Below are 24,774 nucleotides of genomic sequence, written 5' to 3'. Positions count from 1 at the left end.
GGCGGGAACCTCAGACCAGGCTCTCCTTCGGATCACGCTGGATCGGTGCAGGCCACGGCTCCGGCAACGGCCGCTGCCGCACCCGCTGTGGCCACCAGAACCACTTGCCGAGCAGGGCCGCGATCGACGGCGTCATGAACGACCGGATGACCAGGGTGTCGAACAGCAGGCCCAGGCCGATGGTGGTGCCGACCTGGCCGATCACGGCCAGTTCGCTCACGGCCATGGACATCATGGTGAACGCGAACACCAGACCTGCCGAGGTGACCACCGATCCGGTGCCGCCCATGGCCCGGATGATGCCGGTGTTGAGCCCGGCATGGATCTCTTCTTTGAACCGGGACACCAGCAGCAGGTTGTAGTCGGCACCGACCGCCAGCAGGATGATGACCGACATCGCGAGCACCATCCAGTGCAGCTCCAGGCCGAGCAGGTGCTGCCAGATGAGCACCGACAGACCGAACGACGCGCCCAGTGACAGCACCACCGTCCCGACGATGACCGCAGCGGCGACCACGCTGCGGGTGATGATCAGCATGATGATGAAAATCAGGCAGAGCGAGGCGATTCCGGCGATCAGCAGGTCGTAGTTGGCGCCTTCCTGCATGTCCTTGAACGTCGCCGCGGTGCCGCCGAGGTAGATCTTCGAGCCTTCCAGGGGCGTGCCCTTGACGGCCTCCTTGGCGGCCTGCTTGATGGCGTCGATGTGGGAGATGCCTTCGGGGCTCATCGGATCGCCTTCGTGGCTGATGATGAAGCGTACGGCGTGCCCGTCGGGGGACAGGAACATCTTCATGCCGCGTTTGAAGTCCGGGTTGTCGAACGTCTCCGGCGGCAGATAGAACGAGTCGTCGTTCTTGGAAGCGTCGAACGCCTGGCCCATGGCCGTCTGGTTCTCCATCATCGCTTCCATCTGATCCTGCAGCCCGCCCATGGTGGCCTGCATGGTCAGCATCATGGTCTTCATCCGCTTCATCGTGTCGATCATGGGCGGCATGATCGTGAGCATCTGCGGCATGAGTTGATCGAGACGATCCATGTCCGGCATCAACTTCTGGATGTCGTCGGTCATGGTGTCGATGCCGTCGAGCGTGTCGAAGATGGACCGGATCGACCAGCACATCGGGATGTCGAAGCAGTGCGGTTCCCAGTACAGGTAATTGCGGATGGGCCGGAAGAAGTCGTCGAAATCGGCAATGTGGTCCCGCAATTCGGCCACGTCGACCACCATGCCGTGCATCTTGCCGACCATGCTGTGGGTGGTGTCGGCCATCTCCTTGGTCAGCTTGAGGGTGGCCTCCATGGTGTTGATGCTCGTCTGCATGTCGTCGGCCATCGTCAACATGTCAGCCATGCGGTCCTGCATGTACTTCATGTTCATCATCTGGGTCGTGCCCTGCATGCTGATCTGGAACGGGATCGAGGTGTGCTCGATCGGTGTGCCCTGCGGACGCGTGATGGCCTGCACCCGGGAAATGCCCGGCACCTGGAAGATTCGCTTCGCGATCCGGTCCACGACCAGGAAGTCCGCCGAGTTGCGCAGGTCGTGGTCGCTTTCGATGAGCAGCAGCTCGGGGTTCATGCGGGCCTGCGAGAAGTGCCGGTCGGCCGCGGCGTACCCGGTGTTGGCCGGCAGATCCTGGGGCAGGTAGTTGCGGTCGTTGTAGTTGGTCCGGTAGCCGGGCAGGGTCAGCAGACCGATCAAGGACAGCGCGATCGTCGCGATGAGGATCGGGCCGGGCCACCGCACCACGGCCGCACCGACTTTGCGCCAGCCGCGGGTCCGCATGGCGCGCTTGGGCTCCAGGGTCTTGCCGAACTTGGTGGCGACGGTGATGATCGCCGGCCCGAGGGTCAGTGCGGTGAAGACCACGACGGTCATGCCGATGGCCAGTGGGATACCGAGCGACTGGAAGTACGGCAGCCGGGTGAAGTGCAGACAGAGGGTCGCGCCTGCGATGGTCATGCCCGAGCCCAGCACCACGTGGGCGGTGCCGTGAAACATCGTGTAGTAGGCCTGTTCCCGGTCCTCACCGACACTGCGGGCCTCTTGGTATCGGCCGATCAGGAAGATCGCGTAGTCGGTGGCGGCGGCGATGGCCAACGTCACCAAGAGGTTGGTGGCGAACGTGGACAGGCCGATGATCTCGTAGTAGCCGAGGAACGAGATGATGCCGCGGGCCGCGGACAGGCTGAGCACCACCATCACGAGGGTGAGGATCACCGTGATGATCGAGCGGTAGACCAGCAGCAGCATGATGATGATGACGGTGAACGTCAGCGCCTCGATCATCCGCATGCTGCGGTCACCGGCGATGTGCTGATCGGCCGACAGCGCGGCCGGACCGGTCACGTACGCCTTGACCCCTGCGGGCGCCTGGACGGAGTTCACGATGTCCTGGACGGCCTCGACCGATTCGTTGGCCAGCGCCTCGCCCTGGTTGCCCGCGGTGTACACCTGCACGTAGGACGCCTTGCCGTCGGAACTCTGTGCGCCCGAGGCGGTCAGCGGGTCGCCCCAGAAGTCCTGCACGTGCTCGACGTGCTTCTTGTCGGCTTCGAGCTTGTCGACGATCTGGTCGTAGTACTTGTGTGCGTCGTCGCCGAGCGGCTCGTCGCCTTCCAGGACGACCATGACCGAGCTGTTCGACTTGAACTCCTGGAACACCTCGCCGACGCGCTTCATCGCGATCATCGACGGGGCGTCGTCGGGGCTCATCGACACGGCCCGCATTTCCCCGACCTTTTCCAGCTGGGGAACGATGGTGTTGAAGACGCCGATCACGGCGATCCAGCCGATGATGATCGGCAGGGCCAGGCGGCGGATCCACTTGGCGATGCCTCGGCGTTCGGCGTGCCGCGGTGGCGGGCTCACGCCGAACGCGTCGGTCGGGGCGTTGTGGCTGGGGGTGCTCATGCAGATTTCACCAAGCAGAAGGTCTGGGCGTTGACGCCGGTGGAGGTGCGTTCGTCCTTGAGTTCGTCATCGACGGTGATGCGGCAGGTGATGGAGTCGCCGTTGCCCTGCGCGACGATGTTGGGGAACACCGAGGGCGCAGTGGATTCCAGGCGCAGGGTCCAGGGCAGCGTGACGCCGTCGAGGCGCTGAGGTTGGGCGTCGAGGTCGAGGTAGTTCACGTCGGCGTAGGCGCCGGGTTCGCCGTAGATTTCGTAGACCACGACTTTCGGGTCGAACGGTTTGGTGTCATCGACCTTGGCGCTGGCGATACCCGAACCGTCGCCGGCCCCGAAGAAGGTCCGTACCCGCATGACGGTGAACGTCGCAACGACCACCACCGCCAGGATCAACAGCGGAATCCAGAACCGCCTGGCCAGGTTGGTGAACGAGAACTGCTTGGCGCGTGGGCTCTTGGTGGACTTGGCCATCACAGGACAGCACCGGACCGGCGAAATCGTGCGGAGATCACGACGCCGGCAGGCGATCCCGCCGGACCGTCGTCACGACCCCGGTTGTCGTAGCTGCCCTGCGCCATACGCACCCCGATCTGTCTCTCCGTCTAGACCCCGGTTAGCCGGTTGACTAAGTAGGGAGATATTAGCCGATTTAACAGAGTTGCAAAACGTAGATCTGCCCGCGTGCCGGAGCAGGTCGTCGGGCGTGCTCGCACCGACGATACGTGCCCGCGATCCATAACAGGCGGTCACGCCCGCTCCACGGGTGAGCGCGGGTGGGTGAGGCCGGTCCTGCGGGGTGACGAGCGTGATGTGGCTAACGGCGTGGCGCCCGACGGGGCCGGTTGACAACGCTGACGCCCCCGCGAAAATCGCGGGGGCGTCAGCGTTGTACGTCAGACGAGATCTGGACCGTCAGTCGGCTGCCCAGTTCCACAGGGACATGTCGCCGCGTGGGTAGTTCATGCAGATGTCGGTGGTGTTGGCGGCCACGCCCTTGTTGTTGAAGAAGAGCTTGGCCCAGTTGGGCCAGCGCCAGGCCATCTGTTCGTAGAACGCGTTGGTGGCGGTGTTCTCCGAGTATTGGCGGCGGCCGGCGTAGTCCAGCGAGAAGAACCAGTGGATGCGGTCGCGGGCGCCTTCCTGGTCGGCGACGGGCTTGTTGTTGTAGTCGATCATGTAGCGCTCGTAGTAGATCGGCTCGACGTCGCGGGCGGCGGCCATGATCTGCTCGGCGTCGCACTGCGTTTTCAGGATGCGGTTGGGGATCGGGTAGTCATCGGTGGCGTCGGCAGACGCGAAGCCGGGTGCGGCGACCAGTGTTCCGGCCACGGCGCAGGCGGCGATGCCGGCGCGGATCAGGTGGGTGGGACGCATGCGGTTCAACATATCGCTCCAAGGCTCTCGGGAGGGCGGCGGCAAGCTATCCGGCAGAGGCTGCCGCGGCCTGCTCCATGACGAATCGCTGGTCGGGGCAGTAGTAGTTGATGGCCGTGCCGAGGAACTGCCAGGCCTGCGCGGTGGTGCTGTCCTTGTCGAGCTGCTTGGAGACGAAGTTGACCGACTCCTGCGCGCCGTGATCGACGCCGTTGTGTAACCGCTTGCACGTGAGCTTGCCGATCCAGGCGTTGTAATCCCGCGGACCGTAGATGCCGTACGTGTGCAGTTCGTTGGCGAAGTCGGTATCGATCTCGGCGTGTGCCGGAGCCGCGAACGCGATTGCGGCCGCGGCGCCGACGGCTGCCAGCCCAACAAGCTTCATGCGGCGAATCTTAGTACATCTAATTCTGATCTGGATAGTCGTTGCCTCTCAACCGAATGCCAGCAACAACGGAACCCGTTGCTCTGCATTCGTCAACGAACCGTGTTGGCCGATCAATGCGGATTCCATGGGTTCGGCGTTTCGCCGGACCAGGGCAGCGCGATCTCGGGCCGCGGCGACCACGTCGCCGATCCGGGCTCGAGCGTCGTCGCGGATGCGCTCGCCGAACCAGCCCGCGGCTATCGCCTCGTCCCGCGACAGCACCCAGGCGGTGTCGGCCAGGGTCTCGCGCCACACGGCCAGCACGTCGTCGGTCGCCCCCGAGTCGGTGTAGATGTGGCGCGCGCGGGCTTCGCCGCCGACCGCCTGCACGTTCCGCAGGAGAGGCTCGTGATCGTCGATGTCGACGACCGTGTCCACCCCGACCATGCCGTGGTCGGCAACCACCGCGAGCATCGCTCCCGGCGGAAGTGCCTCGACGACCGATTCGACCAGCCGGTCCACCTGGCGCAACTGCATGCGCCAGGCCGGCGAACCCGGGCCGTGCAGGTGCCCGACCAAGTCGAGATCGCCGTGATAGCCGTAGCAGAATCCACCCCGGGACACGGCGTCGGACACACTCGCGGCCAGCTCACCGATCGCGTGCACGCCGACATACCGCGCGCCCCGCAGCGCGGCCCGAGTCAGTCCCGAGTGGGCGAACTGGGCGCCGGAGACGACCTCTACCGCGACGCCGGCCTGCGCAGCCCGCTCGAATGTCGTCGGCAGCGGTTGCACGTCTTCGGGGCGGACCCGGTCGCGCAGATCCTCGCCCCATGGATGCGGGCGCCACCGCAATGCGTTGATCACGCCTGCGTCGGGCACCCGAAACGAGTAGCCCACCAGGCCGTGTTCGCCCGACCGGCAGCCGGTGCCGATCGCCGCGATGCCTGCGGCCGTCGTCGACGGGAACCCGACCTGCAAGGTCTGTCCGCGCATCCCCGCGAGCACGGGAGCGTCATCGGGGTGGTCGGCCAGCAGTTCGGCCCCAAGCCCGTCGATCATCAGGACGCAGGCGCCCCGAACCGGGCCGGGCAGCTCGATCGGCGACGAGAAACCTGTTGCACCCATCGCGGTGAGGACCGCGGGCACCACGTCGGCAAGGTGGGGGAGTTCGGAATCGGGCCGTGGCACATCCACATCGCGAGCCTGCCACAGCGCGCGCGACCTGGACCACACCCGCGTACGCGGTACGCTGACGTGCTATGAGGCCGATCAAGACAACCATCCTCGCCGCCGCGGTGGTGGTCAGCGCAGGAGGATTGTTCAGCGGCATCGCCGGTGCGGATCCGACCACGCCGGCACCTCCTGCGCCTGCACCCGGCCCGGCCGCCCCCGGACCGTTGCCCGGCCCCGCGCCCGATGCGCAGCAGCCCGCGGCCGAGGCCCCGCCGGCACCCGCCGCACCGGGGGCTCCCGCGACGGCCATGGACCACGACGGGGTTTTCGTCGTCGGCACCGACATCGAACCGGGCACGTACGCGTCGGCGGGTCCGGTCGAGAACGGCACGTGCTACTGGAAGCGGATGGCCGACCTGCACGGCGGCGACATCATCGACAACGCGTTCACCAAGAAACCGCAGGCGGTCACGATCGACGCCACCGACAAGGCGTTCAAGACCAGCGGCTGTCAGCCGTGGTTGAAGACCGACGCCGTGGCAGGTCAGACCCCGGCGACCGGTGTCATCCCGGCATTGACCGCGCAGGCGCAGCTCAGGGCCTGGCTTGAGCAGATGAACACCAACGCGCGCCAGTTCGACGGTTCGCAGGTGCCCGTGGGCTGACGCGTCAGGGCGGCGGGATCACCGGCGGTCGGCACGCGTTGCCCACCGGATCCCACCACCAGCCGTTGTCGCACATGGGTGGCGGTGGCACCACGGGCGGCCGGCACGTGTTGGCCACCGGATCCCACCACGATCCGTTCTCGCACAGCATCGGCACCACCGGTGGCCGGCACACATTCGCCACCGGATCCCACCACGAACCGGCATCGCAGTCGGCCGAACCGACGGCCGGATTGACGATCGTCACAAAGGCCAGTGGCGCCAGCGTGACGCCGATCCCTGCGGCCAGTCGGCGAACCACCCGAGTCGCCGGACTCTTCATCTCGCACCTCCCCGTGAGACCACGCACCGTGACCATAGCTCGGACCGGTCGTCCCAACCGGGGTTCGCGCGGTGCTCGCTGTGCACCGCACATTGCCCGGATCTGCCCGACACGCCGAATCATCGCAGGCGAAAATGGTGCCTCGGATTTCCTGGCCTCGGAATTTCTTTGCCACCCAATGTGATCGGAGGCCGGTCGCGCTCCGAACACCGCTGCGTACAGCGGTTGCACAGGTTCGGCGAGGCGCAAGTGCCGGTGCCACGCTGCTACTCTGCGAATGCTGCCGGTTGCCTTTCGAGGGGACAGCGATATGCCCGGCCTGCCGCGATGGTGGCGTGACAGTACAGCTCGAGTTGGTACGGAAAGACGGAAACAGCCAGTGCGCGGCGGAGAGATAAGAGCCCTGACCGGGTTACGCATCGTCGCAGCTGCCTGGGTCGTGCTGTTCCACTTTCGCCCGCTGCTCTACCAAGCCGCACCGGATTTCACCGAGGCGCTCGCGCCGGTGCTCAATTGCGGTGCGCAAGGCGTCGACCTGTTCTTCATCCTCAGCGGCTTCGTGCTGACCTGGAACTACATCGACCGCATGGGGCCGGGGTGGTCGACACGTGCCACGCTGCACTTCCTGTGGCTGCGGCTGGCCCGGGTGTGGCCTGTGTACCTGGTGACATTGCACCTGGCGGCGCTCTGGCTGATCTTCACGCTCAACGTCGGACATGTGCCGCCCGAGGACACCAGCCAGTACACGGCGACGAGCTATTTCCGTCAGCTCTTCCTGATGCAGTTGTGGTTCCAGCCCTATTTCGACGGTTCGAGCTGGGACGGGCCGGCCTGGTCGATCAGTGCGGAGTGGCTGGCGTACCTGCTGTTCGGCGTGCTGATCGTGGTGATCTTCCGGGTGGCCCGCGCGACGCGGGCCCGCGGCCTGGTGCTGCTTGCGGTCGCCGCGACCCTGCCGCCCATCGTGCTGTTGATGGCCACCGGCCACTTCTACACGCCGTGGAGCTGGCTGCCGCGGATCGTCATGCAGTTCACCGCGGGCGCACTGGCCTGTGCAGCAGTCCGGAAGCTGGACCTGACCGACCGCGCCAGGACCGGAGCCGGCTGGCTGTCGTTGGGACTGATCGCCGCCATCGTCGGCCTGCTGTACTTCTTCGACGCGCATCCGATGAACACCGTCGGCGACGCGGGCGGCATCGTCGACATCCTGTTCGTCCCGTTGGTCGTGGCGCTGGCCGTGGGGGTGGGCAGCCTGCCCGCGCTGCTGTCGACCAGGGTGTTGGTCTACGGCGGCCAGATCTCCTTCGGGCTGTACATGGTGCACGAGCTGGTACACACCGCGTGGATCTGGACCGTCAAACAGTTCGACCTGACGCTGTCATCGGACATATGGGGCAAGCTGACCCTGCTCGGCCTGCTCGGGATCGCCGTGGTGGGCGGGGTCGTGCTCTACCACGTGGTGGAGGAGCCTGCCCGCCGGTGGATGCGCCGCATGGTGGACATCAAGCCGGCCGACCCTGGCAGCGGCCGACTACACCGCATAGAAGGCGAGCAAGTACGCGCGCCATCCGTTTCGGCGCGTGCGGGATGACCGCGATGTAGCCCGAATAGTGGTGTGGCGCACCTTGTTATGGGCTTGTTATCGGGGTGTCACCGTTCGCATAGGTAACTACCATGCACACGCAATAGGCTGTGCGAGGATTTCAGTCGGGACAGGATGCGGGACAGTACGTCTCACCGGCAGTGGAGGTAGCAGTGAGCCGTCTGGCCACATTCGTCATCTCGCTCGGCCTTTTGGTCGGGACGTTCACGTATGCGGCAGCGCCGTCCGTCGGTCAGCCCGACCAGCCGTACACGCCGTCCGGGTTGGACCCCCGCCTCAACCACATCGCGGTAATCGGCGACTCCTACACCACGGGCAGCAATGAGGGCGGGCTCGGCCCGAAGGGCTGGACCACGCTCGCCTGGCAGAACCTGTCGGGTCGCGGTGTGAAGGTCAACGCCGACGTGGCGGCCGAGGGCGGCGCCGGCTACGTCGTGCGCGGCAACCGTGGCGGCATCTTCCGCGATCTGACCGCGCGAGCCGTGAAACCCGACGACTCCCTGGTGGTGTTCTTCGGCTCGCGCAACGACAAGGATGCCGACCCGCTGGCCATGGCCTTCATGACGCGCGACGCGCTCGGTCTGGCCCGCCAGCTCGCGCCGTCGGCCAAATTGCTGGTCATCGGGCCGCCGTGGATCAACGCCGACGTGCCGCCGAACATGTACCGGATCCGCGACATCCTCCGCGATTCCGCGCGTGACGCCGGCGCGGAGTTCTTCGACCCCCTGGAGGCGGGCTGGTTCTTCGACCGTCCCGACCTGATCGGCGGCGACAAGATCCATCCCACCGATGCGGGGCATGCCTACATGGCGGACAAGATCGCGCCGCTGATCGGTCAGGAGCTGCCCCGCTGGGTCTGACCGGTGGTGCGGAACCGGTCGCGGTAGGCCTTGGGGGACACCCCCAGGTGATTGACGAAAACGCGCCGTAGCGTCTCGGCGCTGCCGAAACCCGCGAGGCGCGCCGCGTCGGCCACCGTACGGCCGGCATCCAGGGCGCTTCGCGCGACGTCGATACGGACGCGCTCGACATGGCGCGCGGGAGTGGTGCCCAGTTCGGCCTGGAACAGCCGGGTCAGCTGGCGGGTGCTCAAAGATGCCGACGCGGCAAGGCTTTTCACACTGTGGTCCGCGGTCGGATCGGCGGCGATCGCCTCGATGGCGGGCCGCAGCGCGGACCGCGCGGGCAGGTCGGTCTCCACCAGGGCCGAGAACTGCGACTGACCGCCCGCGCGCTTGAGATACACGACCAGGGAACGCGCGACGTCGCGCACCAGATCCATGCCATGGTCCAGTTCCGCCAGGGCCAGCGCCAGGTCGATACCCGCCGACACGCCTGCCGAGGTGTACACGTTGCCGTCTCTCACGAAGATCGCGTCGGGCTCGACAGTGATGTCCGGGTAGGCACGTCCGAGCAGTTGCGCGTGCCGCCAGTGAGTGGTGGCCCGGCGACCGGTGAGCAGCCCGGCCCGGGCCAGGATGAAGGAACCCGTGCAGATCGACGCCAACCGCCGGGATCGGGCCGGAAGGTCGCGGACGGCGTCCACGAGGTCTGGGTCGATCGGCCGGCCGACGAGGTGGTCCCCGCCAGCAACCAGCACGGTGTCGACGCCACTGATGTCCGAAATGCATTGGGTGACAGCGAGTTTGGTACCTATCGAGGTGACGACTTCGTGCCCGTCCACCGAGGCGAACATGAGCCGGTAGTCGGCTCCGAACCGGTTGGCCTCGGCGAACACCTCGGCGGGTCCGACCGCGTCCAACAACTTCACCCCGTCGAACACGACGATGACGACAGTCCGGGATTCGGGCGACATCAACTCATTGTGTCGCTTCCTGTGGGATTTCTGGCGCATCCGGCACAGCTGGGCGAGCGCCGGCGCGGGCACACTGGCTTGCGGGAGACAACACGACGGCAGTGACAGGAGTGCCGGCATGACATACACGCAAGACGCGGTGGTGACGGTGGTCCAACCGGGTGCGGGCGACCAGGTGTCGTTGCCAGGTTTCGGCGCGACGTTCAAGCTCACCAGCCGGACCACGGGTGGGCACGTCGCGATCGTCGAGCATCCGTTCGCGGTCGGCGTGATCACGGCGGCGCACCGGCACTCGCGCGAGGACGAGCACTCCATCGTGCTGGCCGGCGAAATCGGATTCCGTTCGGACGACGACGAAGTCGTGCTCGGACCGGGTGGCTACATCACCAAACCCCGGGGCCAGATGCATGCGATGTGGAATGCCGGCACGGAGCCCGGCCGCATCATCGAGGTCATCACTCCCGGCGGCGGATTCGAGAACTACTTCCGGGAATTGAGCGAGCTGCTCAGCTCGGCCGTGGCAGGCCCGGCTCTGCACGCGACGCCCGAGTTCGACGCGCTGGCGCGCAAGTACGGCCTGACGTACGGCACACCGGACTGGATGGACGACGTCGTCACCCGGTACGGGCTGACGCCCCCGTCGCACTGAACGTGCTCACCCGGGTTGCGGTGCCCGGCGCTGCGCGAGTTCCTTGAGAACGTCCGGCAGCGCGTCGGCGCGCAGGATGTCGGGCAGCAGATTCGATTCGAGGGTGAGCGCGCGGAACACCATCCCCACGGTCACGTCGTGATCGGGCCGGTGGGTCACCACGATCTCGTCGCCCGCGCGCACCGTGCCGGGGGTGACCAGGCGCAGGTAGGCGCCCGGTACCGCGGTCGTGGTGAAAGTCTTGATCCAGCCGTTGATCTGCAGCCACGCGGCGAACGTCCGGCACGGGATGCGGGGCCGGGAGACCTCGAGTTCCAGGCCGTCGGAACCGATCCGCCAGCGTTCCCCGATGCGCGCATTGGTCACGTCGACGCCCGCGGTCGTGAGGTTCTCGCCGAAGACGCCGTTGGCGATCTCCCGGTCGAGTTCGGCCTCCCACGCGTCGAGATCCTCGCGGGCATACGCGTACACCGCCTGGTCGTCCCCGCCGTGGAACTGCTGATTGCCGATGGTGTCGCCGACCAGGCCGCTGCCCAGCCCGCCGTGCATCGGGCCGGGTGCGCGGACACCGACCGCGGTGTCCGTCGGGCGCTTGTCGATGCCGGTCATCGAGCGCTCGTCGTCCGGGTTGGGCCGCGGGTGGGCAAGGTTGACCGTCAGCACGTTCGGCATGGCATGCAGCCTAATTGGCTCCCGGGACGCCGGCCGGACGGGAGACCACTAGCGCGGGGGGATCACCACATCGTTCGGCGATGCGGGTGGGGGCGCGGGCAGGCACAGGCCGGTCGCGGTATCCAGTTGCCGCCCGGGTAGGCAGAACGGTGAACATCCGTTGGTCACACCGGTTTCGCCGGGCAGGCATGCCGAACTCACCGCGGGAGTGACGACGGTGACCACGCCCATGGGTGCTGCCGCCAGTGCCGTCGCCGATAACACGGTGACGAGAACCCGTCGTACCGGATGGGACATGGTTGCTCCTCGGATCGGTTGGTGCCCAAGTGTATGTTCCGCGGTGACGCGTTCTGGGCGGGTTCGGCCCGCGGGCAGCGTCAACTAGCGTGATCTCCTTGTGCAGACGCTGATCGATTTCGATACCGCGCCGGTCTTCGCGATACCGCTCCGCGACCGGGCGCACTCCGGCGCGGTGCACGAGGGCATGCTCATCGAAGGGCCGCAGGGCTGGGGCGAGTTCAGCCCCGCCCCCGACGACGACGCCGCGACCCTCGTGCGGTGGCTTACCGCGGCCACCGAGGCCGGCACTGTCGGCTGGCCTGATCCGGTGCGCGGTCGCATCCCCGTTGCCGTCACCGTGGCTGCTGTCGACGCCGATCGCGCGCACGAGATCGTGACGGCCTCGAAATGCCGCACTGCGGCGGTGGAAGTGGGTGGCGCTGCGGACACGCTCGAAGCCGACATAGCCCGGGTGGAGGCCGTGCGTGACGCACTCGGTCCCGGCGGGGTGATCCGCTGCGACGCGCGCGGCCGATGGCACTCGGACGCTGCTGTCGCCGCGACAGTCGCGCTGGACCGCGCCGCCGGTGGGCTCGAGTTCGTCGCGCGGCCGTGCCGGACCATCGAGGAGACTGCCGGGGTGCGGCGCAGGGTCGGCGTTCGCGTCGCGGCTGACGCCGCCGCGGAGGGGGAGTTGCCGCTCGGCGAAGCGGCCGATGTCCTGGTTTTGTCCTGCGGTCCGCTCGGCGGGGCCCGGCGCGCGTTGCGCGTGGCGGAGCGCTCGGGCTTGCCGTGCGTGGTCACCTCGGCCCCGCAAACGACCATCGGGGCCGCGGCCGGACTGGCACTCGCGGGCGCGCTGCCGGAGCTGCCGTTCGCGTGCGAGCTCGCGACGACGGAGCTGCTGGTCGGAGACGTTGTCGCGGACTCGCGATCGCTGCGCCCCGTCGAGGGCCGGCTGCCGGTCGCGCCGATGCCGCCGGCCCCGCAACCCGACCTCGTTGCACGCTATGCGGTTGCGGACCCGGGCCGGGTGGCGTGGTGGCGTGACCGAATCCGGACCGTGGCCGCCTCGCTGTGACGGGTTCCATCCGGCCGGTGCACCCCGGGCTGCCCGGGTGACGCCCGGTTTTGACAGACTGTGCGCATGGCACAGATAACCCTGCGTGGAAATCCCGTCAACACCGTGGGCGAGCTGCCCGCCGTCGGATCGCCGGCGCCGAGCTTCGCGCTCACCGGCACCGATCTCGGCCCGGTCACCAACGAGCAGTTCCGCGACAAGGCCGTGCTGCTCAACATCTTCCCGTCCGTCGACACCCCGACGTGCGCCACGAGCGTGCGCACGTTCAACGAGCGGGCCGCGGCCACCGGCGCGACCGTGCTGTGCGTGTCCAAGGATCTGCCGTTCGCGCAGAAGCGCTTCTGCGGTGCCGAGGGCATCGAGAACGTGACCACCGCGTCGGCGTTCCGCGACGGTTTCGGTGAGGACTACGGCATCACCATCGCCGACGGTCCGATGGCCGGCCTGCTCGGGCGTGCGGTCGTGGTCATCGGTGCCGACGGCAACGTCGCCTACACCGAGCTGGTGTCCGAGGTCGCCGACGAGCCCAACTACGACGCCGCGCTCGCCGCGCTGGGCTGACCGCACCACCGACCGAGCCCTGACCGGCCCCGCCTGTCCTGCCCGTCCGGCAGTGCAGGCGGGGCCGTCTCGCTTTCACACCGGCCACTGCTCGCGGCGGTATGCCGCATCGAAGAACATCCACTCGTACCGCGCGGTGACGGTGAAGTGCGCCCGAGCTACCGCCTCGTCCGCCGCGGTCAGCGTCGGCCCGGTCCGGTCGGTCACCGCGAGCACCTCTGCGACCGTCGTGGCGAACTCTTCGCCGCCGTAGCTGTCGATCCAGCTCTGATAGCGACGGTCAGGTGAGCCGTGCTCGAGCAGCTGCGCGCCGACCTTGGCATAGATCCAGTAACACGGCAGAACCGCCGCGAGCCCGTCGGCGAAACTGCCGCTGTACGCGGTGGCGATCAGGTAGCTGGTGTAGGCGCGCGTCGTGGGGGCCACCGGGGCCGCGTCCAGGGTGGCCGGATCCAGGCCGAGCTGCGGCAGCAGTTCGTCGTGCAGTTGCAGTTCGACGTCGAAGACCTCGGCGGCATGGCGACTGAACATCGCGGTGTCGGCCAGAGTAGGGGCCTTGGCGCCCACGATCGCCAACGCGCGGGCGTAATCCCGCAGATAGTGCACATCCTGGGCCACGTAGTGGGCGAACACCTGATCATCGAGCGTGCCGTCGGTGAGACCGGTCACGAACGGGTGGGCCAGAATGGCCGCAAAGGTGGATTCGACGTCGTGCCACAACCGGGCCGACCACGTCTGCTGTTCGGGTGCGCTGTGCATGGCGCCATCCTTGCATGCGATCGAATCGGATTGGGGTGCACACGCTTTCGTCCCAGCCGGGTGGGCTATGGTTCGATACCCGGCCGGAAGTCACTGTTCGGTCACGGTATGGCATCTCATTAGCGTTGCGCGGCAAAGAAATTGGGAATTTCGGCGATCTGTCGGTACAAATAGTTCCGGTGGCAGATGTCGACCGGCGGTCAACCCGACGTCCGGCGCTGAAGTCGGAGAGTTGAAGTGGGGATGAGAAGCACATACGCCCTTGTCATCAGCCTTGCGCTGCTCGTGGCAACGCCCGGGATCGCCAGTGCCGACCCGTACCAACGACCCGCGGGCAACCAGAAGTTCATCGAGCAGGTCATCGCCCGCGCGCTGTCGCAGCGCGGCGTGCCGTTCAAGTACGGCGGTGGCGATTCGGCGGGCCCCACCCGCGGCGTGGTCCGCACGGCCCCGCCCCCCGCGGTGAGCCCGGCCGTGCCCGGTGCCTCCGCGCCGCTGCTCGCGCCGGCCATGCCGGCCACCCCGGCCTCGCCGGGGCTGGCGCTCGTGCCGACGACCACCCCTGGTTACGTCGACCCCTCCGCCAACGTCGTCGGCTTCGACGCGTCGGGCCTCATCGTCTACTCGTTCGCGGGCGTCGGCGTGAAGCTGCCCCGGTCGTCGGGCGAGCAGTACAAGGTGGGCCAGAAGGTGCTGCCGCAGGCGGCCATGCCGGGCGACCTGATCTTCTACGGGCCCGAAGGCACGCAGAGCGTCGCGTTGTACCTGGGCAACAACCAGATGATCCAGGGCACCGAACCTGCGGTCACGGTGTCGCCGGTCCGCGCCGAGGGTATGACGCCCTATCTCGTCCGCATCATCGCCTGAGATTGGCGTCACCGCGCCCCTGTTGCGCTCAGTAGGGTTGAGCTGCAGACAATCGAAGGGCGCGCACCGATGGATCAGTCACCCGCCACCACGCGGACCGTGTTTCCCGACATCAGTTCTCGGGCTTGGGAGCATCCCGCGGATCGGACGGCGCTGACCGCGCTGCGCCGGCTCAAGGGTTTCGACCAGATCCTCAAGGTGCTGTCGGCGATGCTGAGCGAACGTAAGCACCGGTTGCTGTACCTGGCCAGTGCGGCGCGCGTGGGCCCGCGCCAGTTCGCCGATCTCGACGCGCTGCTCGGCGATTGCGTGCAGGTGCTGGACGCTCCGACGCGCCCGGAGATGTTCGTCATCCAGTCGCCGGAGGTCAACGCGTACTGCATCGGCATGGACGAACCGTTCATCGTGATCACCTCCGCGATGTACGACCTGATGACACCCGACGAGATGCGCTTCGTCATCGGCCATGAACTCGGGCACGCGCTGAGCGGTCACGCCGTCTACCGCACGATGCTCAACCACCTGATGCGGCTGGCCGCGTCGTTCGGTTTCATCCCGCTCGGCGGCTGGGCGCTGCGGGCGATAGTCGCCGCGTTGCTGGAATGGCAACGCAAATCCGAACTTTCGGGTGATCGCGCCGGGCTGCTGTGTGGGCAGGACTTCGACATGGCCATCCGTGTCGAACTGAAGCTGGCGGGAGGCGGCCGGCTCGACAAGCTCGATTCGCAGGCGTTCCTGGCCCAGGCGCGCGATTACGAATCGGCGGGCGACATGCGCGACGGGCTGCTCAAGTTGCTCAATCTCGAGTTGCGCACCCATCCGTTCTCGGTGCTGCGGGCCGCTGCGTTGACGAAATGGGTCGACACCGGCGGCTACGGCGCCATCATGGCCGGTGACTACCCGCGCCGGTCCGACGACGATGCGGCCCGGTGGAACGACGACGTCAGTGCCGCGGCCCGGCACTACAAGGACGGCTTCGACCAGTCCGACGACCCGCTGATCCGAGGGATCCGCGACGGCCTCGGCGGCATCGTGGACGGGGTCGGTCAGGCCGCGACCAGCGCGGCCGACTCGATGGGCCGCAAGATCGCCGAGTGGCGCCGCAACACCCGCTCCGACGACGAGTAACGGGGCGTCCGACGTACTTGCCGTCGACGCAACGGTAAGCCCCTAGACTTGGTGGCCGTGGGCATTCTGTTTGGTCTTGCGCCGTGGATCATCTACTGGGTTCTGGTCGGCAACGTGCCGTTTCTCACCGCTGTCCTGGTCGCGCTCGCGACGGCCATCGCCACGTTCGTCATCAGCCGGATCAGCGGCAGCGCGGGGCGGACGCTCGAGATCGGTGCACTGGCAACGTTTGTCGTGCTGACGATCCTGACCTTCGTACTCGACCAGGACGTCATGGAACGGTGGATGCAGCCGTTGAGCAACGCCGGGATCTTCCTGGTCGCGCTCGTCGGGGTGGTGATCGGCAAGCCGTTCGTGCGCGAGTTCGCGGCCGCGGGTCAGCCCCCGGGCGTGGTCGAAAGCGACCTGTTCAAGCGGATTGTCACGATCCTGACGTGGATCTGGGTCGGGGCGTTCGCCGGGATGACCATCTCCTCGGCGATCCCGCCGATCGTGCAGGGCGACGCGACCATCCTGGACACCAAGACCCCGCTGTCGTTCGTCTGCTACTGGGTCATCCCGTTCGTCCTGCTGGGCCTGGCGGCGCTCGCCTCGCGGGTGCTGCCCGACCGCATGACCGCGGGGATGAACGACATCGTCCGCAAGACAACGTTCGTCGCGTTCGCCGAGGCAGAGATCGACCAGCTCTACTACCTGGCCCAAGAACATGCCAACCGTGAGGTCGGCGCCGGGCAGGAGGCCTACGATGTGCGCGTCGGCGGTGCGGGCACCCCGCTGCTCGGAGACGAGACCCGGATGTCGTGGCCGTCGACGTACAAGGTGCGTGATCGCAAGCGCTGAGGGCGTCAGCCCGCAGGCATCATCCCCATCAGGCCGAGCAGGATCACCACTCCGGGCAGCAGATTGGTGACCTGGTGGGCCACCGTGCTGGCCACCAGACTCTCGGAGAACAGCCGGGCCAGCGCGATGGGGATCGCCACGATGAGCAGCAGCGGGGCTCGGGCCGGTTCGAGGTGCGCCAGCGCGAACACCACGGTGGACACCGACAGCGCGATCCAGCGGCCCCAACGTTGTTCGAGCGCGCCCCACAGCAGACCGCGGTAGACGATCTCCTCGCAGATCGGAGCGAGGAACACGACGATGACGAAGACCAGCAGCGCGGCAGGCCACGTGGCGTGCACTCCGCTGAACACCTCGCCGACGGCTGAATTCGCGTCCTGGCCGACGATCGACTGATAGAGCACCGCGGCGGGCATGGTGACGAACAGCCCGCCGGTGCCGAACGCGAGACCGAGTCCGACCGCGCGCCATGACCAGCGCAGCCGAAAGTCGGCTCGCGCGCCGTTTCCGCGAATTCTCGCGATCACCACGGCGAGCGCGGCAGCGGTCACCGTGGGTACGGCCACCGCAAGGGCGAGCATCCACGCGGGTGCCGGGCCGTTGCGCGCCACGGCGATCCCGAGTGATGCCGACACCCCGAGATACGCCAACTCGACGATGACGAATGCGCCGAGGCCCCAGCGATGGGCCCGCGGTTTCGGTACCGCGTCGGCGGTGCCCGGATCGGTTTCCATGGCGGCGACGCTAACCGAACGGCGGGGACGCCGGTTATTTGGTCCCGAAGATGCGATCGCCCGCGTCGCCGAGCCCCGGGACTATGTAGCCGTCCGCGTTGAGCTCACGGTCCAGTGCCGCGGTGTAGATCGGAACGTCCGGGTGCGCCGACGTCATGGCCGCTACGCCTTCGGGGCACGTGAGCAGGCACACGAACTTGACGGAACGCGGGTGATATTCCTTGAGCCGGTCTACTGCGGCCACGGCCGAGTTTCCCGTCGCCAGCATCGGATCGACCACCACGACGTCACGCTCGTGCAGGTCACCGGGAATCTTGAAGTAATACTCGACGGCGACAAGGGTTTTCGGGTCGCGATACAAGCCGATGTGGCCGACCCGGGCATTGGGCACCACGCTCAGCATGCCGTCCAGGATGCCGCTGCCGGCGCGCAGGATCGAGACGAAGACCAGCTTCTTGCCGTCGACCACCATGCCCGTGGTGGATTCGAACGGTGTCTCGATCGGGATCTCGTGCATGGGGATGTCGCGCAGCACCTCGTAGGTCATCAGCATCGAAATCTCGTTGAGCAACTGGCGAAAACCCTTGGTGGACACCTCCTTCTGGCGCATCACGGTGAGTTTGTGCTGCACCAGCGGATGGTCGACCAGATGAACCGCGGGATGGCTGTGACCCATGCTGCCTCTCTTCAGAACACCGTGCCGTCGCTGCGGATCGACAGCGGTGGCCGTCCGTCGCGGAGCTGTTGCGCCAGGCGGCGGCCCGCCGCCCAGGTGCCGCCTTCGAGCACGCACGCGAGCGGCAGGACCGCGGCGTCCGCGCCGAGACGCTTACGGACCAGCGGTGCGAGTTCGTCGAGCAACGCGACGGTCAGCGCACGCCATTCGACCACCAATTCGTCTCCGACAGCCCAGGTTCGGGCCGCATGTGCGGGCTCACGTAACCGCAGCACGCCCGTGTCGAGCAACAGCCCACCGTTGCGGTACTCCGGCAGGCCGGTGAGCGCATCGAGGCCGGTCACGGTCATGCCTGCCCACTCGAACGGCTCGAGCAGCGAGTAGGTCAACCACTGGGACAGTTTGTGAAACGGCATCCAGCCCTGTGACGCCCCCGCGCCGGGGACGGCCGGGTGGCGCCAGCAGTCGCCCAGGGGATGGCCGTCGATCGAGTTGCCCGCAAGCCAGATCGCCGACAGCGAGGTCAGCAGCTGGGTCAGGATGTCATGTGCGGCGATCGTCCGGGTTCCCGACAACGCGTCGAACAGGCCGCCGGGGCGCCCGTCGGTCCCGAAGAACACCGGCTGCGCGCCGAGTGCGTCGCCGAGCCGGTGCAGCAACCGGACCCGGCCGTCGAGGCCGATCAGGGCGTTGTCCGGCCCGGCCTGGAACGCCCGGGCCAACGTCGGGGTGTCGAGGCCGCGCAGCCCGTCTGCGTCGACCTGACGCGGGCTTTCCGGGTCGCTGGAGAACACGCCGGCGCAGAAGGCATGCCAGCTCGCCACCGCGAGCCCCTCGGAGCGGGTGTAGCTGTGGGACGTACCGGGCTCGCGGTAGCGCCAGTCCGGTCCCGCCCCGGCATCCAACAACACGCTGACCACCGTCAGGTCGACCATGGCCCGGGCCCGGGCGGCGTCATCGTCGAACCAGTCGTCGAACTGGGCCTTGCGTGGGACACCGCCGACTTCGAAATGGCGCCAGCGGCTGTGGTACGGGATGTCGAGGTCGGGGTAGCGCGTGCGGGTGACGGCCGCGACTTCCGCCGCGGCCCGCTCCATCGCATCCGGGTCCAGCTCGAACCAGGGAGAGTCGCCGGCGCGCGCCCGCCCCAGCAGGTACGCCGCACGCCGGCGGATCGCCCCGGTGGTGCGCAAGGTTTCGACCGCTGCCGCGGTATCGCTGTCGGTGACGGTCACTGCGCGAGCCCGCGGCCCTTGGCGATCCTCAACTCGTCGGCGTCGGGTACCGGGCCGGGAGTGAAGTACCCGGCCGCCATCTTGGCGTCGATCTCCACGCGGGCATCCGGCGGGATGAGTTCATCGGGGATGTTCACGCGCTCGCCGACTTCGATGCCCGCGCCGGTGATCGCGTCGTACTTCATGTTGCTCATCGACACCAGGCGGTGGATCTTGCGTATCCCCAGCCAGTGCAGCACATCGGGCATGAGTTCCTGGAATCGCATGTCCTGCACTCCCGCAACGCATTCCGTGCGTGCGAAGTACTGTTCGGCGGTGTCGCCGCCGTCTTGGCGCTTGCGGGCGTTGTAGACCAGGAACTTGGTCACCTCGCCGAGCGCGCGGCCCTCCTTGCGCGAGTAGGCGACCACCCCGACCCCGCCGCGTTGCGCGCCCAGAATGCACTCCTCGATCGCGTGGGTGAGATACGGCCGACAGGTGCAGATGTCGGAGCCGAAGACGTCGGAACCATTGCATTCGTCGTGCACGCGGGCGGTCAATTCGACTGTGGGATCGGCCAAGTCGCGCGGGGCGCCGAAGATGTAGACCGTCTGTCCGCCGATCGGTGGCAGGAACACTTCGAGGTCACCGCGCGTCACCAATTCCGGGTACATTCCGCCGGTTTCCTCGAAAAGTACGCGGCGCAACTCGGTTTCGCTGCAGCCGAAGCGGGCCGCGACTCCGGGCAGATACCACACCGGCTCGACGGCGGCCTTGGTGACCAGTGCAGCGCCACTGGGCAGCAGGATCCGGCCGTCCGGGTGCAGGCGGCCCTTCACGATGGCCTCCGCGATCTCCGGCAGGATCACGTGCGCCTTGGTGACCGCGATGGTGGGCCGGATGTCGTAGCCGCCCGCCAGTTCGGTGGCGAACGCCTCGGCCACCATCGCGCCCCACGGATCGAGACTCACGATCGCGCCGGGCCGGCTCCATTGCTCGTAGGGGCCGATCACGTCGGTGGGCGCGGTGTTGGTCAGATCGGCGCGGTGGTCTCTCGACAACGCGCCTGCTGCGACGGCCAATGCCCGGTAGACGCTGTATGAGCCGCTGTGGGTGCCGATCACGTTGCGGTGGGCGCGCGTGATGGTGGTGCCGATGACCGGCCCGCGTTCGGCGGCCGTGGCGGCACCCCACCGGATCACCGGCGTTCCGACGGCCCCGCTGTGCGACGTCAGCCGGATGTGCCGGGAGGGGCCGTGGGACACGGCCACTGGCGGAGCAGGATCCGATTCGGCGACCATGACCACCGCTCCTTTCAGCGCCCGCGACCGGACGACCGCTTCCAGTCAACCCTGAATCGGCCCGCCGCGCAGCGGCGACACGGCACCTGCTTCTCAATGCCTCAGGTGACCGGCGCTGTGCTGGGAGTTCGGCGCTCAGCGGGTGTCACATGCACTGCAGCCGTCGGGATCGCGTTGCGGGCGCGGATCGTGTGGATCATCGGGATCGGGGTCACCGAACCACCGCGAGGGCGCGTGATTGCCGTATTCGTCGTGCCAGTCCCACCATTCGTACGGCGGGGTCTGCGGGTATCCCTCAGGGGAGTCCTCCCATGTCTCCTGGCGTCCGAGCGCCGTCATGTCGAGGAAGCTCCAGGTGTTGACGAACGCCTCGTCGCCGCGATTGTTGATGAAGTACGTGCGGAACACCTCGTCTTCTGGCGTGCGGATGAACGCGTTGGTGCCGTGCCAGTCCTGTACGCCGAAGTCGGTGTCGAACGTGTCGAGGATCGTGTACCACGGGATCTCCCAACCCATCCGGGCCTTGATGCGTTGGAGGTCGGCCTGGGCCGCGCGGGACACATAGACCAGCGTGGTGTCGCGCGCGTTGAGATGCGCCAGATTGCCGATGTGGTCGGCCATCAACGAGCATCCGACGCAGCCGTGGTCGGGCCAGCCGTGCACACCCGGTTCGACAAACGCGCGGTAGACGATCAGCTGTCTGCGCCCGTCGAAGAGGTCGAGCAGGTTTGTCCTGCCTGCCGGGCCGTCGAAGGCGTAGTCCGAGCGCACCGGTGTCCACGGCATCCGGCGCCGCATCGCCGCGAGGGCGTCGCGCGCCCGGGTCATCTCCTTCTCCTTGACCAGCATCGCCTGGTAGGCAGCCTCCCATTCCTGTGCCGAGACGATCGGAGGGGTGTTCATCTGCGCTCCTTCGGGATTCATCGCAATACGCCAAATATTCAACTATTTTGTTGAATATCTTTGTTCAGTGCACCACGCGATGCCGCTATAGTCAACAATGTGGTTGAAGATCAGGTGTTGGACCGGGCGTACGCGGCGCTCGCCGACCCGACCCGCCGGTGGCTGCTGGAGACCCTTCGGCAGGGGGATGCGCGCATCACAGATCTGGCCGCACCGCTACCGATGACCTTCGCCGGGGTGTCCCGGCACATCGGGGTGCTGGAATCGGCAGGGCTGGTGCAACGCGAGAAGCGCGGCCGCGAACACTGGCTGTCACTGCGGCCGGACGGCCTGACGCCGGCCCAGCGGTGGATGAACGAGCAGACCGATTTCTGGACGACGCGCACCGATGCATTGGAAGCGCGACTCCGCCGCAAGCGGGGCGTGTCGTGACCGCGTCGGCGACCGTGCGGGTGCAGCGGGTCATGCCCGCCGCGCCGGAGATCGTGTTCGACGAATGGCTGGATCCGGAGTCGTTGCTCGAATGGATGTGCCCGAGGCCGACACACTGCGTTTCGGTCACGGTCGAACCGCACGTCGGGGGCCGCATGCGCCTCGACGTCGACCACGAGGGATCCAGTGTGCTGATCACCGGGCAGTTCCTGGCCGTGGAACGCCCACGCCTCCTGCGCTTCAGCTGGAGCAACTCGGACTGGGCCGACCCGACGGTGTCCAGTGTGGTGACCGTGACCTTCGAGCCCTCCGGTGACGACGACACGTTGATGTCCATCGAGCATTCCCTGTTGCCGCCGGAAGAGTTCGACAACTTCCACAACGGGTGGATTCTCACCGCCGAGCAACTCGCGACGGTGCTCGCCTGTCGATGACGGGTGCCCGCAAAGCTTTCCGGAGCGACACCTTGTGGCCGGACTGTCGATGAGATGCCAATCACACAGTGCCGAAACAGATTTGACCGCCCGGCTGACATGTTCAGGGTTCGCGGCGAGTGAACAACGTCGCAGCCGTGCTGCCGTGGATCCCGCCTAGACTGACCGCATGGTGGGCAGGACCGGTTTGATCCAGATCGAGGAGTGCCTCAACGCCGCAGGCGAGATCGAGCTGCCGCCCGGTGCCACCCTGATATCGCTGATCGACCGCAACATCGCCAACGTCGGGGACACGGTGGCATACCGCTACCTCGATTACACCCACGCCGCCGATGGTCAGGCCCTCGAACTGACGTGGACGCAGCTCGGGGTCCGGTTGCGGGCCGTCGCGGCGCGGTTGCAGCAGCTGACGTCGCGCGGTGACCGGGTGGCCGTGCTGGCACCGCAGGGCCTCGACTACATCGTGGGGTTCTTCGGCGCGATAAAGGCGGGTGACATCGCGGTGCCGCTGTTCGCGCCCGAACTGCCGGGCCACGCCGAGCGTCTTGAGACCGCGTTGCGCGACGCCCGGCCGTCCGTCGTGTTGACCACATCGGCCGCCGTCGAGCTGGTTCGCGAGTTCCTGGCCACGCTGATCGGGTTCGAGCTGCCGGAGATCGTCGTGATCGACCAGATTCCCGACGCGGTGGGAGCCGAGTTCGTCCCGGTCGAGCTCGACGTCGACGACGTCTCGCATCTGCAGTACACATCGGGCTCGACACGGCCGCCGGTGGGCGTCGAGATCACCCACAAGGCCGTCGGCACCAACCTGATCCAGATGATCCTGTCCATCGACCTGCTCGATCGCAACACCCACGGCGTCAGCTGGCTGCCGCTGTATCACGACATGGGGCTGTCGATGATCGGGTTTCCAGCGGTGTACGGCGGTCATTCCACGCTGCTGTCGCCGACGGCGTTCATCCGCAGGCCGCAACGCTGGATCCAGGCCCTGTCGGCCGGCTCTCGGGAGGGCCGCGTCGTCACCGCGGCGCCGAACTTCGCATACGAGTGGGCCGCCCAGCGCGGCGTGCCTGCCGCGGATTCCGGCATCGATCTGAGCAACGTCGTGATGATCATCGGGTCCGAACCGGTGAGCATCGATGCGATCAACACCTTTAACAAGGTGTTCGCGCCCTTCGGCTTGCCGTCGACCGCTTTCAAACCCTCGTACGGGATCGCCGAGGCCACGCTCTTCGTCGCAACCATCGCGCCTTCGGCCGCTGCCACCGTGGCGTACTTCGACCGCGAACAGTTGGCGGCCGGGCAGGCCGTGCCCGTCGACGCGGACGCCCCCGGTGGCGTCGCCCAGGTGGCGTGCGGCCAGATTGCGCGCAGCCTGCGGGCGGTCATCGTCGACGCGGGCCACGAACAGCCGGACGGGCGTGTCGGTGAGATCTGGCTACAGGGCGGCAATGTCGGCCGTGGTTACTGGGGCATGCCAGACGAGACCCGGGTGACGTTCGGTGCCAGGCTGCGGTCGATCCGAGACTCGGGCAGCCACGCCGCGGGCTCCGAGATCGACGGCCCGTGGCTTCGCACCGGCGATCTGGGCTTCTACCTCGACGGCGAACTCTATGTCACCGGGCGTACCGCTGACCTGATCACGATCGACGGCCGCAACCACTACCCACAGGACATCGAGGCCACCGTCGCAGACGCGGCACCGTTGGTCCGCAAGGGCTATGTCGCAGTGTTCACCGTGCCGCCGGTCGACACGGAAGCCGCGCAGCGACTGGTGATCATCTCCGAACGTGCGTCAGGCACCGCGCGTAGCGATCCACGAGAGGCCATCGTGGCGATCCGCGACGCAGTGCACCGCCAACACGGCATCGAGGTGGCGGACGTGCGCTTCCTGCCCGCAGGCGGCATCCCGCGTACCACCAGTGGCAAGTTGGCGCGTCTGGCCTGCCGCGGCCAGTACCTGGCGGGCACGTTGGGTGTGCACTGACCGGTGCCAGCCGCACCG

At 67.3% G+C, this 24,774-nt stretch carries 27 protein-coding genes; 12 read left to right on the top strand and 15 right to left on the bottom strand.

Translation table 11 applies throughout. The features are described from left to right. Nucleotides 1–10: 10 nt before the first annotated feature. The 5 genes from G6N67_RS32155 to G6N67_RS32135 all read right to left on the bottom strand — a co-directional run bounded on the left by G6N67_RS32155 (nucleotide 11) and on the right by G6N67_RS32135 (nucleotide 5,854). Nucleotides 11–2,917: an MMPL/RND family transporter gene (locus G6N67_RS32155; protein WP_036440154.1), complete on the bottom strand. Its 2,907-nt coding sequence runs from the start codon at nucleotides 2,915–2,917 to the stop codon at nucleotides 11–13. After that, nucleotides 2,914–3,387 carry an MmpS family transport accessory protein gene (locus G6N67_RS32150; protein WP_051579192.1) on the bottom strand — a complete coding sequence of 158 codons (474 nt, stop codon included), beginning with the start codon at nucleotides 3,385–3,387 and terminating at the stop codon, nucleotides 2,914–2,916. Before G6N67_RS32150 ends, G6N67_RS32155 begins: the two co-directional genes overlap by 4 nt. A gap of 441 nt (nucleotides 3,388–3,828) precedes the next feature. After that, the gene (locus G6N67_RS32145; RefSeq protein WP_179976769.1) at nucleotides 3,829–4,290 is read right to left on the bottom strand and encodes a DUF5078 domain-containing protein; all 462 of its coding nucleotides are present in this window, start codon (nucleotides 4,288–4,290) and stop codon (nucleotides 3,829–3,831) included. A gap of 46 nt (nucleotides 4,291–4,336) precedes the next feature. After that, nucleotides 4,337–4,675, bottom strand: a complete 339-nt coding sequence (locus G6N67_RS32140) for a DUF732 domain-containing protein (protein WP_036440162.1) — start codon at nucleotides 4,673–4,675, stop codon at nucleotides 4,337–4,339. 48 nt (nucleotides 4,676–4,723) lie between these two features. Continuing rightward, nucleotides 4,724–5,854, bottom strand: coding sequence for an alkaline phosphatase family protein (locus G6N67_RS32135; RefSeq protein ID WP_036440812.1), 1,131 nt, complete (start codon nucleotides 5,852–5,854; stop codon nucleotides 4,724–4,726). Nucleotides 5,855–5,919: 65 nt separating this feature from the next. Here G6N67_RS32135 and G6N67_RS32130 point away from each other — a divergent pair, with 65 nt between their 5' ends. Continuing rightward, nucleotides 5,920–6,498, top strand: coding sequence for an Rv1352/Rv1906c domain-containing protein (locus G6N67_RS32130; RefSeq protein ID WP_036440165.1), 579 nt, complete (start codon nucleotides 5,920–5,922; stop codon nucleotides 6,496–6,498). A gap of 4 nt (nucleotides 6,499–6,502) precedes the next feature. On the opposite strand, the gene G6N67_RS32125 is transcribed toward G6N67_RS32130, so the two are convergent. Then, nucleotides 6,503–6,820, bottom strand: coding sequence for a hypothetical protein (locus G6N67_RS32125; protein ID WP_036440168.1), 318 nt, complete (start codon nucleotides 6,818–6,820; stop codon nucleotides 6,503–6,505). Between the two features lie 379 nt (nucleotides 6,821–7,199). Between G6N67_RS32125 and G6N67_RS32120 the strand changes: the two genes are divergently transcribed. Both G6N67_RS32120 and G6N67_RS32115 read left to right on the top strand, forming a co-directional pair. Next, nucleotides 7,200–8,411 (top strand): acyltransferase family protein, encoded by a 1,212-nt coding sequence (locus G6N67_RS32120; RefSeq protein WP_036440171.1) that lies wholly within the window; start codon nucleotides 7,200–7,202, stop codon nucleotides 8,409–8,411. A 164-nt stretch (nucleotides 8,412–8,575) separates the two neighbouring features. Beyond that, the gene (locus G6N67_RS32115; protein ID WP_036440174.1) at nucleotides 8,576–9,283 is read left to right on the top strand and encodes an Rv0518 family GDSL lipase; all 708 of its coding nucleotides are present in this window, start codon (nucleotides 8,576–8,578) and stop codon (nucleotides 9,281–9,283) included. Here the strand turns inward: G6N67_RS32115 and G6N67_RS32110 are convergent. Beyond that, complete coding sequence (locus G6N67_RS32110; RefSeq protein WP_036440177.1) at nucleotides 9,259–10,239, bottom strand: GlxA family transcriptional regulator; 981 nt, start codon at nucleotides 10,237–10,239, stop codon at nucleotides 9,259–9,261. The genes G6N67_RS32115 and G6N67_RS32110 overlap by 25 nt on opposite strands. Before the next feature lie 118 nt (nucleotides 10,240–10,357). Here G6N67_RS32110 and G6N67_RS32105 point away from each other — a divergent pair, with 118 nt between their 5' ends. After that, nucleotides 10,358–10,888 carry a cupin domain-containing protein gene (locus tag G6N67_RS32105; protein WP_036440180.1) on the top strand — a complete coding sequence of 177 codons (531 nt, stop codon included), beginning with the start codon at nucleotides 10,358–10,360 and terminating at the stop codon, nucleotides 10,886–10,888. A gap of 6 nt (nucleotides 10,889–10,894) precedes the next feature. Here the strand turns inward: G6N67_RS32105 and G6N67_RS32100 are convergent, their stop codons facing one another. After that, the gene (locus tag G6N67_RS32100) at nucleotides 10,895–11,560 is read right to left on the bottom strand and encodes an MOSC domain-containing protein (protein WP_036440183.1); all 666 of its coding nucleotides are present in this window, start codon (nucleotides 11,558–11,560) and stop codon (nucleotides 10,895–10,897) included. 48 nt (nucleotides 11,561–11,608) lie between these two features. Continuing rightward, nucleotides 11,609–11,857, bottom strand: a complete 249-nt coding sequence (locus G6N67_RS32095) for a hypothetical protein (RefSeq protein ID WP_036440186.1) — start codon at nucleotides 11,855–11,857, stop codon at nucleotides 11,609–11,611. A 100-nt stretch (nucleotides 11,858–11,957) separates the two neighbouring features. Between G6N67_RS32095 and G6N67_RS32090 the strand changes: the two genes are divergently transcribed. Beyond that, nucleotides 11,958–12,920 (top strand): enolase C-terminal domain-like protein, encoded by a 963-nt coding sequence (locus G6N67_RS32090; protein ID WP_036440189.1) that lies wholly within the window; start codon nucleotides 11,958–11,960, stop codon nucleotides 12,918–12,920. A gap of 66 nt (nucleotides 12,921–12,986) precedes the next feature. Further along, a complete protein-coding gene (gene tpx / locus G6N67_RS32085; RefSeq protein WP_036440192.1) occupies nucleotides 12,987–13,481 on the top strand; it encodes a thiol peroxidase in 495 nt (164 codons plus the stop codon). A 75-nt stretch (nucleotides 13,482–13,556) separates the two neighbouring features. Here tpx and tenA read toward each other — a convergent pair whose 3' ends face one another. Continuing rightward, complete coding sequence (gene tenA, locus G6N67_RS32080) at nucleotides 13,557–14,240, bottom strand: thiaminase II (RefSeq protein WP_036440194.1); 684 nt, start codon at nucleotides 14,238–14,240, stop codon at nucleotides 13,557–13,559. Between the two features lie 243 nt (nucleotides 14,241–14,483). Between tenA and ripD the strand changes: the two genes are divergently transcribed. The 3 genes from ripD (at nucleotide 14,484) to G6N67_RS32065 (ending at nucleotide 17,075) form a co-directional block, all read left to right on the top strand. Continuing rightward, nucleotides 14,484–15,107, top strand: a complete 624-nt coding sequence (gene ripD / locus G6N67_RS32075) for an NlpC/P60 family peptidoglycan-binding protein RipD (protein ID WP_163642376.1) — start codon at nucleotides 14,484–14,486, stop codon at nucleotides 15,105–15,107. 69 nt (nucleotides 15,108–15,176) lie between these two features. Continuing rightward, nucleotides 15,177–16,235, top strand: coding sequence for a M48 family metallopeptidase (locus G6N67_RS32070; RefSeq protein ID WP_036440197.1), 1,059 nt, complete (start codon nucleotides 15,177–15,179; stop codon nucleotides 16,233–16,235). A gap of 57 nt (nucleotides 16,236–16,292) precedes the next feature. Continuing rightward, nucleotides 16,293–17,075 carry a hypothetical protein gene (locus G6N67_RS32065; RefSeq protein WP_036440814.1) on the top strand — a complete coding sequence of 261 codons (783 nt, stop codon included), beginning with the start codon at nucleotides 16,293–16,295 and terminating at the stop codon, nucleotides 17,073–17,075. A 5-nt stretch (nucleotides 17,076–17,080) separates the two neighbouring features. On the opposite strand, the gene G6N67_RS32060 is transcribed toward G6N67_RS32065, so the two are convergent. The 5 genes from G6N67_RS32060 to G6N67_RS32040 form a co-directional block, all read right to left on the bottom strand. Continuing rightward, nucleotides 17,081–17,809, bottom strand: a complete 729-nt coding sequence (locus G6N67_RS32060) for a CPBP family intramembrane glutamic endopeptidase (protein WP_036440200.1) — start codon at nucleotides 17,807–17,809, stop codon at nucleotides 17,081–17,083. Between the two features lie 34 nt (nucleotides 17,810–17,843). Beyond that, nucleotides 17,844–18,485 (bottom strand): uracil phosphoribosyltransferase, encoded by a 642-nt coding sequence (gene upp, locus G6N67_RS32055; RefSeq protein WP_036440204.1) that lies wholly within the window; start codon nucleotides 18,483–18,485, stop codon nucleotides 17,844–17,846. Nucleotides 18,486–18,496: 11 nt separating this feature from the next. Then, on the bottom strand, nucleotides 18,497–19,720 hold the full coding sequence (locus tag G6N67_RS32050; RefSeq protein WP_036440207.1) for a URC4/urg3 family protein: 1,224 nt from the start codon (nucleotides 19,718–19,720) through the stop codon (nucleotides 18,497–18,499). Beyond that, nucleotides 19,717–21,000 carry a GTP cyclohydrolase II gene (locus tag G6N67_RS32045; RefSeq protein ID WP_036440816.1) on the bottom strand — a complete coding sequence of 428 codons (1,284 nt, stop codon included), beginning with the start codon at nucleotides 20,998–21,000 and terminating at the stop codon, nucleotides 19,717–19,719. Before G6N67_RS32045 ends, G6N67_RS32050 begins: the two co-directional genes overlap by 4 nt. A 135-nt stretch (nucleotides 21,001–21,135) precedes the next feature. Continuing rightward, entirely contained in the window at nucleotides 21,136–21,903 is a 768-nt protein-coding gene (locus G6N67_RS32040; protein WP_036440818.1) for a DUF899 domain-containing protein, read from the bottom strand. A gap of 99 nt (nucleotides 21,904–22,002) precedes the next feature. On the opposite strand from G6N67_RS32040, the gene G6N67_RS32035 reads away from it, so the two are divergent. The 3 genes from G6N67_RS32035 (at nucleotide 22,003) to G6N67_RS32025 (ending at nucleotide 24,756) form a co-directional block, all read left to right on the top strand. Next, nucleotides 22,003–22,335: an ArsR/SmtB family transcription factor gene (locus G6N67_RS32035; RefSeq protein WP_036440210.1), complete on the top strand. Its 333-nt coding sequence runs from the start codon at nucleotides 22,003–22,005 to the stop codon at nucleotides 22,333–22,335. Further along, complete coding sequence (locus G6N67_RS32030; protein ID WP_036440213.1) at nucleotides 22,332–22,769, top strand: SRPBCC family protein; 438 nt, start codon at nucleotides 22,332–22,334, stop codon at nucleotides 22,767–22,769. Before G6N67_RS32035 ends, G6N67_RS32030 begins: the two co-directional genes overlap by 4 nt. 169 nt (nucleotides 22,770–22,938) lie before the next feature. Further along, complete coding sequence (locus tag G6N67_RS32025) at nucleotides 22,939–24,756, top strand: fatty acyl-AMP ligase (RefSeq protein ID WP_036440216.1); 1,818 nt, start codon at nucleotides 22,939–22,941, stop codon at nucleotides 24,754–24,756. Nucleotides 24,757–24,774 lie beyond the last annotated feature (18 nt).

Source organism: Mycolicibacterium mageritense, from assembly GCF_010727475.1.
GTDB lineage: Bacteria > Actinomycetota > Actinomycetes > Mycobacteriales > Mycobacteriaceae > Mycobacterium > Mycobacterium mageritense.
The sequence above is the reverse complement of the archived record's forward strand: the minus strand, read 5'-3'. Positions and strand labels throughout refer to the sequence as shown.